Here is a 13,176-nt window from a genome sequence, read left to right on the forward strand (position 1 = left end):
GATCAACCTCAGATCGCTGCAACTGAAAAAGCGATGGGGCGTGGACGTCGCATACGTTCCGCCGCCTATTCCTCGAGCGATTGCTGGCGGCGCAAGCGGCCGGAGGCCTGCGTTTCTTCGGCGCCCTCGCGCCGCTTGGCGACGGCAATGCCTTGGCGCGGGCGCTGCGTCCGCTGCGCAAGAAGCGCTGGGTCGCCTATACCAAGCCGCCGTTCGGATCGCCCGAACGGGTGCTCGCCTATCTCGGCCGCTATACCCATCGCGTCGCCATCGCCAACAGCCGCCTCGTCAGCGCTGACGCCACCGGCGTGACCTTCCGCGGGCGCGACTACCGCCACGACAATGCCCCGCGCTCGATGACGCTGGCACCGCACGAGTTCATCCGCCGCTTCCTGCTCCACTGCTTGCCCGACGGTTTCCACCGCATCCGCCATTACGGCTTCCTCGCCAATGGCATCCCTCGCGCCGGCCTAGCCGTCATCAGGCGATTGCTGGCCGATGCCCCGCCGCAACGCCGCCGGGCGGAAGGCAGTCAGTCCGGGCACCAGCGCCGCCCGCTTCGATCCGATCGTCTGTCCGTGCTGCGGCGGCATCCTGCGCATCACCGCCAGACTGCCGCGGGCGCGACCATGGCCCGACACGTCATGAGTGCCTGCCGCCGCGCCCATTGGTCCCGACAGCCTTGCCGCACCGGCCCAGGTCGGTGCGATGCGCCTCTGTGCCTCCCGCTGCTTCAGCTCTCGTGCCCGGTGGCGGGCGACGTCGGGCCGCTCCCGTTCGCTGGCGACCAGCGTCTTTTTTTATAACTCAGCCCTTCCTCATGCACGAAGGTCCAGACGGCGCGGTAATCGACCTTGACCATCGCCACCACATCGACCCGTCCCGCCTCGTCTTCATCCATGAAACCTGGACGAAGACGAACATGGCGCCGCTCAGGGGCTGGGCGCCGCGCGGCGAACGGCTGTTGGGGCACGCGCCCTTCGGTCACTGGAACACGACCTGCCGGCGATTATCGAAGTGCCGGAACAGCCCTTCCGCGTAGAGGATGGCCGCACATTCTGGACCGATACCCTTGAGATCGAGCAATGTCGCTGCTGGAGTTTCGGCGACTTCGATTGCCAGCAGAGCGTCGCGCTCTGCCTGCACCTCTTTAATTTGGGCTATCACCAGTTCGAGCCGGTCGAGCTCGCGACGGATCTGCCCCTTCAGATGTTCAGGCAGCGCGCGGCCGTCGCCGGTCCTCAGTCCCTCAAGCCGATGTCGTCGGTTACGCCGCAGCGGCTCGTAACTGGTGATGCCTTGAGCAAATAGTAGTCCCTTGATGCGGTTGACATGGCAGGTCCGCTCACCAACCAGAACCTTGCGTTCACGGCCGATGCGCCGATGGTCCTCGTCGCTGACGCTCGGCACCCTAACCATCGCGCACACGCGCGGCTCGCCCCTTTTGTAGGCGAGCAGCGCACGCACCAACGCCTCACCATCGATCTTGTCGGTCTTGGCACGACGACGCCGGCGCGACGTGGCAATCGAGGCGGCGTCGACGACATGGCTTTCGATCCCGCTTCCAGGACTCGATGGATCCAAAAGCCGTCGAGACCCGCCTCCTGAATGACCACAAGTGCAAAGTGCCGGCCGGTGCGCGCCTGTGCCTTGTCCTGAAGCTGGGCAAACCGTGCCAGCAATCCAGTGATATCGCCGCCGCGTACCGCATGTTTCGACATCTTCTCCCCACTGCTCGGCGACAGCGACGTGATCAACCAGGTCGATTTACTGAGTTCCAAAGAATCGTAAGCGCCGTCTCCGCCCCATTGGATAGGCTGTATTTTGAGGCTGGCCGGGCGTAAGCCGAACTTCTCCTGACCTATGCGTCGACGTCCCATTCGAATCCCTCAATCCACTGTTCAGATTGATAGAATCACAGTCGTTCGCTTCGGTCCAGACACCCGCGCACAGGTCTCATGATGACGCGCAAGACGATGCGCTTCGTTCCGGTGAAATCCCCCGAACAGCAGGCGGCGGCGATGGTCTTGAAGACACGCGCGCTTCTGGTTCGTCAGCAAACTCAGACGATCAACGCGCTACGTGCTCACCTGTCCGAACTGGGGATCATTGCCGGCATCGGCACGGCGAAAATTGCAAGCCTGATCGCGATCGTGCGTGATGAAACCGATGCGCGTCTCCCGAACGCGGCCCGCTTCGCTTTGACGGCAATTGCGGATCAAATCGACGCGCAGGCGCTGCAGATCAACAAACTCGAGCGAGAGCTTGTCGCCGAAGTGAAGCATGACGAAGACATGCGGCGGCTGGCCACAATCCCTGGCGTCGGAGCCATTACCTCGGCCTCCATCAAGGCGCTTGTCCAGACCCGGGTGGGTTCAAATCCGGGCGCCATTTCGCCGCATGGCTGGGCTTAACGCCGAGATCCCATTCGAGCGGAGGCAAGGTGCGATTGGGGCAAAATATCGAAGATGGGCAATCCCGAGCTTCGCACTCTGCTCGTCGCAGGTGCAACCTCGGTCTTGCGACATGCAAGAGGCAACCACAAAGCCCCACGGTGGCCAGCCGCACTTTTAGCGCGACGGCCTTTCAAGGTCGTTGCTATCGCGCTCGCCAACAAAATGGCGCGGATCATCTGGGCGCTCCTGACCAAGGGCGGAACATATCGCGGTCTCGAGAGCAGTGCGGCCAGCTCATAAGCTGACAACGAACATCACGAACTGCGCGGCACGGTAGCCGCCAGTGGCAAGGTGCACAAACGAGCGAAGATTCCACAACGGGACGAAATCCCGAGGCGAGAGAGGCCAGCGCGACATTGCGCTTCGAGCGCGTTTGGTTGATCAGTCACTCGTTTCTTGGACTTCATCGAGGCCAGCGGTCCACAGAACCGCGCTGATAGGCCGGACATATGACCGCACCGTTCCCGCGGGATGAATCGCTGAAAAATGCCCTTGCCATAGGGGGCAATGGTATGGACCCCGCCCTCGCGGCGAGGTGGAATCTCGAACGTCAACTGCGATGAAGGAGGATGTCATGCAGGTCGTTCGGATAGGTCTCGATTTGGCGAAGTATGTCTTCGAGGTTCACGGCGTCGACAACCACGGGAAAGTCGTGGTGCAAAAGAGGCTGCGTCGCGATGCGGTGGCCCGCTTCTTTGCCAATTTGCCGACATCTCTCGTCGGCATGGAGGCTTCGAACGGGGCGCACTATTGGGCTCGCGTGCTCACCGAGCTTGGCCATCAGGTGCGGCTGATCAGCCCGCAATTCGTGACGCCATACGTCAAGTCGAACAAGAACGACCGGAACGATGCGGAAGCCATCTGCGAAGCGGTCGGCCGGCCGTCGATGCGCTTCGTGCCCCGGAAATCAACCGACCAGCTGGCGGTGCAAGCCGTCCATCGCATTCGCCGGCGTCTGATCGCCGACAGGGTCAGGCTCGTCAATCAAATACGCGGTCTTCTGTCCGAGCATGGCATCGTTATTGCCCGTGACATCGCGCAGCTGCGGCGTGGCCTCGCCTCCATAATCGGCAACGACAATGACGGTCTCAGCGAGATGATTCGCACGCTCATGAGGGAGTTGCAGACGGAACTGGCCGAGCTTGATCGACGCATCACAGCCTATGACCGGCGAATACGGGAAATCTTCGCCGCCAGTGAGCAGTGCCAGCGGCTTGGGAAGATCGAAGGCATCGGTCCTGTGACGGCAACTGCCTTGATCGCCGCCGTGGGCGATAGAACCTGCTTCAAGAACGGCCGTCAGTTCGCGGCCTGGCTTGGCCTGGTGCCGAAGCAGCGATCCAGTGGAGGCCGAGCCCGCTTATTCGGCATCAGCAAACGCGGCGATCGCTATCTGCGCACACTGATGATTCGTGGCGCTCGCGCCGCTTTAAGCCGGGCTGGCGGCAAGCAGGATCCACGAAGCCTCTGGCTCGGCAAGATGCGGTAACGGCGGCATCCCAACGTCGCGGCCGTTGCGCTTGCCAACAAGAATGCGCGGATCGTGTGGCTATGCTCTCGGGCGACACAGCTTACGAGCCCGCGCTGTCGGTGAAGGCGGCCTGAAGCGAAGCGGCCAATAAGCAAAGGAGGTCCCACCCCGGCAATTGCAGCAAATGGCAGGAGATGGCGAAACGGTCACCCCGTCGCTTCCCGAACCTGATGTGTGGACCGGCATGGCGTTAGCCAATGTCATCGGGGCTTTGAGGTGGAAGCGGGCGCCCCATCGAGGCTCGCGGCGAAGACGTTGTCCAGCCGCATCACGAAGCCGGATATACGTCAGCAGTTGTGACCATCGATCCTGATCCAGCCGACCGTTGCAATCGGGCGGGGTCCATATACGTTCCACATATGTCGCGCTGCACCCAGCTCCGATCGCGTCGCCATGCTGATCCGCCTCGCCATCGACCCCCCGAATCCTCGGCCAGTTAGTTTCCAAAACTGCCATGTTGGCTTTATTGAAGTTCTCGACCTTGAAGCCGACGCTACCAATGTCGGAGAGCATAAGGCCCACCTTCAAGACCAAATCCTTGGTAAACTTGAACCCGTCACCTTCGTTGTACATATCGTCCACAAGCGTGTGGATGGCTTCGCGAGCGTCGACCTTCTCCCATTGTGCCGCGCCGCTCATATTCGCTGCCGACCATGAAACCGGTGATGTTCTGCAAGAATAGGAGGGGTGTCCGATTGGTATCGTACAATTGGATGAAGTTGGCGCCTTTCAGCGCACTGTCGTCGAACAGCACGCCATTGTTCGCCAGAACACCGATTTGGTATACAAACCCGCACACCAGAGATCGGCCGTAGCGCGGCTGGTATTCATGGAACCTACTGCCGTCGACTAAGCGTGCGAGAATCTCACGCATATCAAAGTGCACTCGAGGATCGCTTGGAATTATGCCGTAGAGTTCCGATGCATCATAGGCGGGCGGCTCCGGAGCGACGCGATCGACCGAGGTTTTCTCGGGACGATTGGTAGAGGCGACTATCTCTCGGGCCATCGCGATCGCGTGCAAGTCCGCGGGGAAGGCGATCGAACTTACCTGGGGAGGCCTGCGTCATGTTCCGATCTCGGAACTGAGGAAACCGCGAGGTGGCCTGACCGTGATGCAGGAGTCAGCAGAGGGCGTAGTAGGTGATGCTGTCGGCAAGGCTAGTGAGGCACTCCAAGGCCGAAAGGCGGAGCAACGGATAGGCCGAGCCGGGAACGATGACCGAAGGCCCGAACGATTGGAAGTGGCAAATAGGACTGGCAACTCATGAGTGGAAAGCGGCAGATGACCCAGTACGTACTGGCCCTGGAGCCGAGGGATCGGGGTGAACCCCCTGTCAGCGGCTACCCAGGGGCCGAACCATCCGTGGCGAAACCGGCACCCGAAAGCCCGGCCTGGATAGAACAGCTAATGGAGAAGGTGTGTAGCCGAGAGAATCTGGAAACAGCGTGGAAACGCGTTCGAAGCAACAAGGGTGGTCCGGGCAAGCCCGGCATGATCGTCTCCGACCATGGCACGGAATTCACGTCGAACGCGATCCTCGCCTGGTCAAAGGAGCACAAGGTCGAGTGGCACTACATCGCACCGGGAAAGCCGATGCAGAACGGCTACGTCGAATCCTTCAACGGCCGCATGCGCGACGAGCTGCTGAATGAGAGCCTGTTCTTCGGGCTCGGCCACGCCCGCAGTGCCATTTCCGAATGGGTCGACGACTACAATCCTGTTTCATAACGCCCATCTTTCTATGTTGTTGAAGGGAATAAGCTTTCCTGATTTGGAGGCGATCCTGTGGGGTGTCGCGGGTTCTGCCGGGCGCGATCGAGGATCTGACGTGCTTGTGAGGTCGCGAGTTTTGAACGGCTGAAGATCCATGGGCCATCGGGTAGCGGATGAGTCCCCTCAATCTCGCCGGCCTCCGCCGCCAGACGCAGCGTCTTTGCCGTGACCCCCAGCAACTTCGCCGCACCGCCTAGATTAAGCCACGGCTCAACCCCGTCGATCTGGGGACGGAAGACCGGAATCTTGCGATATGACCTCAGCGCCGTGACCCGCTCCCGTGTCCAGCGATTGCCATTGCCGGTCGTCAGTCCGTTGCGATTGAGGACACCGGCAATCACATCGTCATTGGCAATAAGGACGAGCTGTCGCACAGCGTCGACAATGTCGTCAGGCGTCGCGTTTCTTTGGCCGCGGCGCCGCTTCGGCAGGCGCTGCTCGGTGTGGACGCCACCAACCCAATGAATGACGAGGACGATCTCAGAGGTTCCATCATCGAGATCGGCGACCACTTCATTGATGAGCGTGCGCACGATACGCTTCTTCAGCCTTGCATCGGTTGTCGGCGCCGTCCAGACGGTGCGAAGGTTCCCCGTAAGTGCGGTTACCTGTGATGCGGACATGGGGAACGGCTGCGGCGTAACTGTCCGATGTTTGGCAATCTTGGCCTCGATCTCGCCGACGCGAGCGAGCGCCCCAGCGTGCTTCGAGCTCCGACGTCACGAGCCTATTCTCCGGATCGGCCGCGTCATATTGCCGGAATGCCCGGTCGGCTACATAGCGCGCTGCCTCGAGGTCGCGCAGCAGGGCATCCTGAACCTGGTCGCGTTGGCTGGCCATATTACGTTCCGCCTCGATGGCGGCGGCAATGGCTCCTGGTTCGACCACGCCGAGCAGTGCCTCTTCGATCGCGTCATCGACCCGCAGACCGCCGAAAGCAATGCAGCGGGGCTCGCCATTATCGAGTAGACCACGCCAGCAGGAATAGCGCGGAATGTTATGCTTGCTTCCGGTGTACCGGACCGTCAGCTTCCGAGCGCACCTCTTGCAACGGAAAAGGCCGGCAAGCAGAGCGTCACCATGTTTTGGCGCTCCGTGATGGCGGCTGGCCGGCATATTGTCGCTGACCATCTTGCGGATCTCCTCCGCCCGTTCCCAACTGACGTAACCTTCGTGTGCATCCGGGATCAGCGCCAACCATTCATCACGCGTCTTGCGACGAATTCCAGATCGGTCATCGTATCGGGGCACGGAGCGACTCTTACCATAAGCGTACGCTCCGCCGTAGATCGGGTTCGCAATCATCCGGTCGATGGTGGCATAATTTGGCCTGCGCCAGATGACGTCACCAGTGGTGTACCTGACCGGCAGGTCCAGCCCCTGCTCGAGGAACCATAGCAGAGCCTGCCGCGCACTGCCGAGTTCGGCAACCTTGTCGAAGACGAGTGCAATGGCTTCCTGGATGCGTCGGTCGGGATCCTTCTCGATCCTGTCACCGGCCTTTACGAAGCCGACCGGAACAGTGACGATGAGTTCACCGCGGCGAGCCTTCTCATAGCGGGCGGAAAGGGAACGCTGACGCAAGAGATCGAGCTCATGCTCGTTGAGGCTGCCCTTCAAGCCCAAGAGCAGGCGGTCGTTGCCCTGGCGGGGCGCATAAACCGCTTCCTGGTCGACCAGGACGGTATCGACAACACGGCACATCTCGATGAGTTGCTGCCAGTCCCGGCTGTTCCGGGCGAAGCGCGATACCTCACGCGCGGCCACGGCGCCAACCTTGCCAAGGCAGACTTCTGCCACCATCCGGTCAAATCCAGCGCGGGTCACGCCGCCGGCGGCCGAACGACCAAGGTCGTCATCCACCGTCTCTATATGTGACCATCCAAGCGCTGCCAGCCGGTCGCGCATGGCGTACTGGAGGGCGCTGCTTTCGCGATTGTGCAGAACCTGGTGAGCCGAGGACTGCCGAACATAGAGGATGGCCTTCCGCTCCAGATGATGCGGCCGATCTTCTCATGCATCATGACCGGCCTCCTTCTGCTGGGAGGCACGCCCGCAGTTTGCGTGATCGACGAACAGCCGCACGATGAGCACCGTCAGCGCTTGGCGGGTCTCCTCCGGCAACTCCGGCCATTGCGGCGTCCCTGCCGTCTTCCCCCGCTGCGGGGCCGAGAACAGATCGAACTGGTATGTCATGGACTGGCGAGGCATGGACATCTCTCCGACTCGTTTCGTGAGAGATCAATGCTGCGCCCTTTATCGCAGTTTGCGATGAGGCATCAGCGTCCTTCAGCAATCTTGCCAAAGTATGCAGGCTCGCGAGATCGACGTGCGGGACCGGCAGGCTGCGCCAACAACCACTCACAGATCGGTCGAACATCCACGACGGGACTTCAAGAAGTCGATCAGAGGAAGCACCAGAAAGGCTGCAGCGGAAAATATGCGTCCCTTTGGACAGCGCCTCATGGACGTGAACGAGCCGCCCCGACCAGGGATGCCATGGATACAAAAGCTCGCGAACCTCGGTCCCGTGGGTGTTCTGTCGTCGTGTTGTACAATACATTCCGGCCGCACTCGTCGCTCGGATACCGCACCCCGGCAGCCTATGCCGGGATCATCGCCGCAACCGGCTCCAACGCTGCGCAAGATGAAGGCCACGCGTTTCCGCCGGTTGCTCCCACCGCGCCAATTGGCTATCGAAAACCGCCGAGGCTCTCTTATGTTCATTTGCAAGCTCCTTAATCATGACTCTTTCCTTTCCGGCCTTGAGGACGAAAGCACGCATGCGTGAAGCTGTTGAACAAAGGAGGAGGCAGGGCATTTTGACGACGGCTGGCATACTCTTATGCGCGGGTTGGGTACCGCATTTCCGTGTGTTCGTCTGGGGCTGCCTCTGTCTAATCTCGGGCTTGGAATTGTCCGCCACATAGAGCCTGCGAGGGTTCCCCACCGGAGCCCTGCCTCCATCTTTGTCCAACAGGAGATGATTTCAATTTTCGGGTTAAGCGTTTTTGTTCGAGCTGGGCATTCGCCTTTAGGCTTTTGCTGTGGGAGCGACCTCCTGTCCAATCGCCCAAAGAAAAGCTGCCATCTCCAGCCTGACCTGTGACGCCCTCGGCGATCAACTTGACAACCGCGATTAGAGAACCTGTGACGCCCTCGGCGATCAACTTGACAACCGCGATTAGAGAACTCCCTGGGACGTCATCGCACCCATCCGCGCTATGGATGCGGACTGAATTTCCCCGCCGCTCAGGAAGGGCGGACTTAGGCTTGATCCGAGATTCGGTTGGCTGCTCCTCAACGCAACAGTTCTGACTGGTGCTCAACCCCCTACAAAGGCAGCGTGCGACTTTTCACGGCATGGCACCGCGAACTCCCGTCATCCTACGTACAAACACTATTGCTGTCGCTGGTTCCGCCCGCATCTGCCCCATGCGACAAATGGCCCTGAACTGCGGCAAGCGGTCCGCTATGTAGCACCGCCTTTGTGCGCAATTATGTAGAGGGCCAAACGCACGGTAACCGCCCTGATTGGCGGAACCGGTAAGAGCGAAAGGTACGCTCATGAGACCACGAAGGGCTGCCGTAAGACTGCCGAACGCTTGGCTTCCGGGAGCAGATTGGGCTGATCGCTACGAAGTGCTCGTCTTGGCCGAGCGGATGACAGCGGCTGAGGCGGCGAGGCGAGTGCTTGGTAGCGCACCTTGCTGGGTACGAAACCTTCTGATTTTTCGAAACCGCCTCGTGCCTTTGGTCGGTCTCAACGCGACAGCGGAAACGAGGCATTCCGACCTCGTCTCCAGCCTCCCTCTAATGCACAGCGACAACCGCGAAACAGTATTCGGCTATGATGACCGTCACCTGCTTTTTCGCCTGATCGTGGATATCGGTGAAGGGCCGGCTGATGGCCAGATTGTCGGCATGACCACTCTGGTGCGCCGCAGGAGTCTTATGGGCTGGCTCTATCTTGCCGCTGCGATTCCCTTTCATAAGGCGATTATCCCGTCCTTGCTAACGGCCGTTGAACGACCCGGCTAATCTTCAGGGAGAAATTGAAAACTCGGCGACACGAAAATCGCCAGGGCCGGGAAGCGACGCGCGACTCGAAGAGGTCTTGAAGGTCCGCCTTGCTCAGCCAGTAGCGGAGCATCATTGTTCGCCGTAGGGTCGGCCCATGCCGAATCGTTTCTTATCGAGGCGTCGCGCAGCGCACCCGCCAACATCATCTTTCATGGATCGAGTTGGCTGAGTGCGATGGTGCCTAAAGTAGTCAGGTATCTCGGTGCCAGTGCGTGAAACTCCGCAAGCCGTAGGTTACTCCACTTAGCTTTGGAACCGCATTTTCTGCATGAGTCATGCGGAGAAACCTATGGGCGACGGTGCTGACGGCCGAGCCGATGCCGTCTCGACGCCAGCCGCGTCATTGGTCGGATGAAGAGAAGGCACGGCTAGTCGCGGAGGCGTTCTCGCCGGGGCCAAATGTGTCGGCGATTGCGCGGTGTCGGGGATTGGAGCCATCGCAGCTCTACTGTGTGGCGTCGTAAGACGCTTTCGGCGGGAATCGTAGCGCCATTGACGGAGGGAGCGAGCGCGCCGGTCAAGTTTGCTGGCAACGGCAACAAGGCACCAAGCAGATCGGAGGCAACAGCGCTCTTTGAGGCATTCGAGGCCGCAGGGTTCGGCCACACCGGGTCAAGCTACTTCGGTAAGGCTGTTCTGAACGACGAGACCGAAAGTCAGTGTTGTATTCATGGTGTTTTTCTTTGCGCTGCATCATTCACCACCTTCTTTGCCTCGACGGTGACCGGTAGCTGGGTGTCCTGCGGAAGATCGGGCAATAAGAGCCGCCAGCCGTTCCTGAGCACCACGAAGCCGCCCCATAGGCCTTCATTCTCAACCTCGACAATCGGCTCTTCGAGATCCTTCTTGGCAACATACGCTGATAAGTCATTGCCAGTTCTGCGGATTGTTACTTTCATTTTTGCATTTCCTTCGCTCCGATCAGTGCATTCAGCGGTTGCCAAGGTCGAGACCTCATCGAGGCTCCTCAGTTCACGCGCACGCATTCCAACGACGTTGCCGCGATCGATCCATTCGACGGCATAGATGTAAAACTGCTGGAGAAAGGTCCCGACATCGCGCACAAATCCCGCGTCGCCTTTCCTGACGAGCCTTTCTCCGATTTCCTTCCCGGGATAGGTGCCGTCATTTTTGATGTGGCGTGTGGCACAGACTTTCTCACCCGGCATGAAACGTGGAGGATTATGGATTTCGACCTCCTCTTCGCGTCCAAGACCCATTGCTATTCCTTTCATTGACGGGGCTACGCAGGGGAAACGAGGGCCTGGCGCGCGGAAGCCCGGCCACTGCATTCGGAGCTTAAGCCGGCACGCAAGTCTTCGGCACCGGACATACCGAGGCGCATTGCTGCACCTCGAAAGCCCCCTTGCATTCGGTGCATTTGTCAGGATCAATCACGTACTTCTCGCCCTTGAACTCGATGGCGGTGGAAGGGCATTCGAACTCGCAGGCGCCGCACTGGGTGCATTGGGATGCGATGATTTTGTAGACCATCATTGAACTCCTGGTTGGGTCTCGATCGATAGGCCAGCTCAAGCGGTTAGCTCCGATGAGTCGGAACCATACTCTGTGATGTAAAGAGCGCTGATCGCCGCTTCGATGTAATCATAGCCAAAGGCGTCCGTTGCCCGGATTCCAGCTTCCATGAGCTGCTTCTTGGGGCAATCTCCAACCTTGGCGCACAGCACGATATCTATGCCAGCGAGTGCAGCAATGATGCCACTGAGAGCGGCGTCCTCGCCCCAGCCGCCATGGCAATACGCCTCGACCTTGCGATGCCCCACGAATTTGATCCCGGTTTGCGAGGCTTCGTAAACTTGGAACTCCTTCGCATGGCCGAAGTGCTCGTTGATGCGTCCGCCACCCTTCGTCGCAACAGCCACCTGAAGCGACCCGCGCGTGCTCACCGATGCAAGCGTTGTGATCGCCTGATCCTTAGCCGCTATGTGGTCATCGCGTATGCGTGCGACCACCTCCCGGTAGGCATAGCGCTTGCTACCGTCGTAGCCAAGTTCGAGCGGGATCTGGTCGAGCGTGAACTCCTGGCCACGATCAGTGCCGAGAAGGCCGACTGCATCGGCGCGGCACTGTCGACAGTGTCGCATCAGCTTGGCACCGCCTTCGAGGCGATCCTGAAGCGCCTTCAGTTCAAGTGGATTTGGGCCGCGCTGTCCAGTGAGGCCAAACCGGGTGCCGTGTGCCGGTTCGGAAATCAGCGGCATGACGTTGTGCAGAAACGCGCCGCGCTCGTTCACCCATTTGTTGACTTCGATCAGGTGCTGGTCATTGACGCCGGGGATCATCACGGAATTGATCTTCGTGAGGATGCCGCGTTCGCTCAACATCTCAAGTCCCAACATCTGCTGCTCATGCAGGATTTTGGCAGCATCGATGCCGGTGTAGCGGCGATGACCATAAAAGACCCACGGGTAGATCTTCTCGCCGACTGCCGGGTCAACCATGTTGATGGTGATTGTCACGTGGCTGATGTTCATTTCCGCCAACTCGTCGACATGTTCCGGCAGGGCAAGTCCATTGGTGGAAATGCATAGCTTGATGTCGGGGATCTCCCGAGCGACGCGTTCGAAAGTCGCCCTTGTCTTGTTCCAATCGTAACAAGCATCGCCCGGACCCGCGATGCCGAGAACGGAAAGCTGCGGCACTTCGTTGGCGACCGCAATCACCTTGCGGAGCGCCTGGTCCGGTGCCAGCTTTTCGGAGACGACGCCAGGCCGACTTTCGTTAGCGCAATCATATTTGCGATTGCAGTAATTACACTGGATATTGCAGGCCGGTGCGACAGCGACGTGCATACGCGCGAAATAGTGGTGCGCTTCCTCTGAAAAGCAGGGGTGATCCTTGATCTTCTCCCAGATAGCCGAATCCGTGTCGGTTGGTGTTGAGGACGAGCCGCAGGACGAGGATGCGCAGCCACCGGATTTCGCGATTGTCAGCAACTGCCCGGCGGATGTCGTGCTGGACAGGCTTTTAAGCGAAATTATCGGTGCACTCATCGAACGGCTCCACTGGCGAGTAAGGTCGTTGTCGAAACTGCAAGCCCTGTGCCAACTAAAGCAAGATCGCAATTTCAACGGGTTGGAATTTCGTGTCAGATTCCGGCCAAGTGCTCTGACCCAATTTTGTCGAGCTTGCGACAAGAAGCGGGCAAATTCGGGTTGTGTGCGTCAAGTTCTGCGAAATTGGGCGGTCATGAGTGCTGGTCATGCGGCTTGACGGAGTGCTAATTTCTTGTGCTCTCGCAGATCGTCCATGTGTAAGCGCCGTCTCCGCCCCATTGGATAGGCTGTATTTTGAGGCTGGCCGGGCGT

Annotated in this window: 9 protein-coding genes and 9 pseudogenes; 8 read left to right on the top strand and 10 right to left on the bottom strand. The window is 59.7% G+C overall.

The genetic code is table 11. The features are described 5' to 3' along the window. Positions 1 to 47: 47 nt before the first annotated feature. A pseudogene (locus ILFOPFJJ_RS36815) lies at positions 48 to 648 on the top strand (IS91 family transposase); the annotation flags it as partial. Positions 649 to 731: 83 nt separating this feature from the next. On the opposite strand, the pseudogene ILFOPFJJ_RS31555 reads toward ILFOPFJJ_RS36815, so the two are convergent. Continuing rightward, positions 732 to 859: pseudogene (locus tag ILFOPFJJ_RS31555) on the bottom strand (IS630 family transposase); the annotation flags it as partial. Between ILFOPFJJ_RS31555 and ILFOPFJJ_RS31560 the strand changes: the two are divergent. Further along, positions 860 to 997, top strand: a pseudogene (locus tag ILFOPFJJ_RS31560) (IS630 family transposase); the annotation flags it as partial. Here the strand turns inward: ILFOPFJJ_RS31560 and ILFOPFJJ_RS31565 are convergent. Further along, a pseudogene (locus tag ILFOPFJJ_RS31565) lies at positions 997 to 1,880 on the bottom strand (transposase); the annotation flags it as partial. The pseudogenes ILFOPFJJ_RS31560 and ILFOPFJJ_RS31565 sit on opposite strands and share 1 nt — an antisense overlap. Before the next feature lie 81 nt (positions 1,881 to 1,961). On the opposite strand from ILFOPFJJ_RS31565, the pseudogene ILFOPFJJ_RS31570 reads away from it, so the two are divergent. Beyond that, a pseudogene (locus ILFOPFJJ_RS31570) lies at positions 1,962 to 2,696 on the top strand (IS110 family RNA-guided transposase); the annotation flags it as partial. 334 nt (positions 2,697 to 3,030) lie between these two features. After that, positions 3,031 to 4,061: pseudogene (locus ILFOPFJJ_RS31575) on the top strand (IS110 family RNA-guided transposase). Positions 4,062 to 4,543: 482 nt separating this feature from the next. Here ILFOPFJJ_RS31575 and ILFOPFJJ_RS31580 read toward each other — a convergent pair. Continuing rightward, positions 4,544 to 4,996, bottom strand: a complete 453-nt coding sequence (locus tag ILFOPFJJ_RS31580) for a carboxyl transferase domain-containing protein (RefSeq protein ID WP_173514412.1) — start codon at positions 4,994 to 4,996, stop codon at positions 4,544 to 4,546. A 474-nt stretch (positions 4,997 to 5,470) separates the two neighbouring features. Here ILFOPFJJ_RS31580 and ILFOPFJJ_RS31585 point away from each other — a divergent pair. Beyond that, positions 5,471 to 5,707, top strand: a pseudogene (locus ILFOPFJJ_RS31585) (transposase family protein); the annotation flags it as partial. 23 nt (positions 5,708 to 5,730) lie between these two features. Here the strand turns inward: ILFOPFJJ_RS31585 and ILFOPFJJ_RS35605 are convergent. Genes ILFOPFJJ_RS35605 through ILFOPFJJ_RS31595 form a run of 3 tightly spaced genes read right to left on the bottom strand, consistent with a single transcriptional unit; the run spans position 5,731 to position 7,975 of the window. Then, positions 5,731 to 6,297, bottom strand: coding sequence for a recombinase (locus ILFOPFJJ_RS35605; RefSeq protein ID WP_246299945.1), 567 nt, complete (start codon positions 6,295 to 6,297; stop codon positions 5,731 to 5,733). Next, positions 6,278 to 7,759 (bottom strand): recombinase family protein, encoded by a 1,482-nt coding sequence (locus tag ILFOPFJJ_RS31590; RefSeq protein ID WP_312032767.1) that lies wholly within the window; start codon positions 7,757 to 7,759, stop codon positions 6,278 to 6,280. The genes ILFOPFJJ_RS35605 and ILFOPFJJ_RS31590 overlap by 20 nt, the downstream gene beginning before the upstream one ends. An 18-nt stretch (positions 7,760 to 7,777) precedes the next feature. Then, positions 7,778 to 7,975 (bottom strand): hypothetical protein, encoded by a 198-nt coding sequence (locus tag ILFOPFJJ_RS31595; protein ID WP_173514413.1) that lies wholly within the window; start codon positions 7,973 to 7,975, stop codon positions 7,778 to 7,780. Positions 7,976 to 8,317: 342 nt separating this feature from the next. Here ILFOPFJJ_RS31595 and ILFOPFJJ_RS31600 point away from each other — a divergent pair. The 3 genes and pseudogenes from ILFOPFJJ_RS31600 to ILFOPFJJ_RS31610 form a co-directional block, all read left to right on the top strand. After that, positions 8,318 to 8,490 (top strand): annotated as a pseudogene (locus tag ILFOPFJJ_RS31600) (IS3 family transposase); the annotation flags it as partial. A gap of 937 nt (positions 8,491 to 9,427) precedes the next feature. After that, entirely contained in the window at positions 9,428 to 9,805 is a 378-nt protein-coding gene (locus ILFOPFJJ_RS31605) for a DUF2867 domain-containing protein (protein WP_246299952.1), read from the top strand. Positions 9,806 to 10,164: 359 nt separating this feature from the next. Then, positions 10,165 to 10,311 carry a transposase gene (locus tag ILFOPFJJ_RS31610; protein WP_246299953.1) on the top strand — a complete coding sequence of 49 codons (147 nt, stop codon included), beginning with the start codon at positions 10,165 to 10,167 and terminating at the stop codon, positions 10,309 to 10,311. 204 nt (positions 10,312 to 10,515) lie between these two features. Here the strand turns inward: ILFOPFJJ_RS31610 and nifT are convergent, their stop codons facing one another. The 4 genes and pseudogenes from nifT to nifB form a co-directional block, all read right to left on the bottom strand. Further along, on the bottom strand, positions 10,516 to 10,746 hold the full coding sequence (gene nifT / locus ILFOPFJJ_RS31615) for a putative nitrogen fixation protein NifT (RefSeq protein ID WP_173514471.1): 231 nt from the start codon (positions 10,744 to 10,746) through the stop codon (positions 10,516 to 10,518). Between the two features lie 30 nt (positions 10,747 to 10,776). After that, a pseudogene (locus ILFOPFJJ_RS31620) lies at positions 10,777 to 11,067 on the bottom strand (nitrogen fixation protein NifZ); the annotation flags it as partial. A 79-nt stretch (positions 11,068 to 11,146) separates the two neighbouring features. Then, the gene (locus tag ILFOPFJJ_RS31625; RefSeq protein WP_173514415.1) at positions 11,147 to 11,341 is read right to left on the bottom strand and encodes a 4Fe-4S dicluster domain-containing protein; all 195 of its coding nucleotides are present in this window, start codon (positions 11,339 to 11,341) and stop codon (positions 11,147 to 11,149) included. Between the two features lie 38 nt (positions 11,342 to 11,379). After that, positions 11,380 to 12,861 (bottom strand): nitrogenase cofactor biosynthesis protein NifB, encoded by a 1,482-nt coding sequence (gene nifB / locus ILFOPFJJ_RS31630; RefSeq protein WP_173514416.1) that lies wholly within the window; start codon positions 12,859 to 12,861, stop codon positions 11,380 to 11,382. Positions 12,862 to 13,176: the final 315 nt, after the last annotated feature.

This window comes from Sinorhizobium psoraleae (assembly GCF_013283645.1).
GTDB lineage: Bacteria > Pseudomonadota > Alphaproteobacteria > Rhizobiales > Rhizobiaceae > Sinorhizobium > Sinorhizobium psoraleae.

Bases quoted from the DNA above. Each gene is read 5' to 3' on its own strand.
- nifT (WP_173514471.1), bottom strand. From the start codon at position 10,746: ATGAAAGTAACAATCCGCAGAACTGGCAATGACTTATCAGCGTATGTT.
- ILFOPFJJ_RS31610 (WP_246299953.1), top strand. From the start codon at position 10,165: ATGCCGTCTCGACGCCAGCCGCGTCATTGGTCGGATGAAGAGAAGGCA.
- ILFOPFJJ_RS31605 (WP_246299952.1), top strand. From the start codon at position 9,428: ATGACAGCGGCTGAGGCGGCGAGGCGAGTGCTTGGTAGCGCACCTTGC.
- nifB (WP_173514416.1), bottom strand. From the start codon at position 12,861: ATGAGTGCACCGATAATTTCGCTTAAAAGCCTGTCCAGCACGACATCC.
- ILFOPFJJ_RS31595 (WP_173514413.1), bottom strand. From the start codon at position 7,975: ATGCCTCGCCAGTCCATGACATACCAGTTCGATCTGTTCTCGGCCCCG.
- ILFOPFJJ_RS31625 (WP_173514415.1), bottom strand. From the start codon at position 11,341: ATGGTCTACAAAATCATCGCATCCCAATGCACCCAGTGCGGCGCCTGC.
- ILFOPFJJ_RS31580 (WP_173514412.1), bottom strand. From the start codon at position 4,996: ATGGCCCGAGAGATAGTCGCCTCTACCAATCGTCCCGAGAAAACCTCG.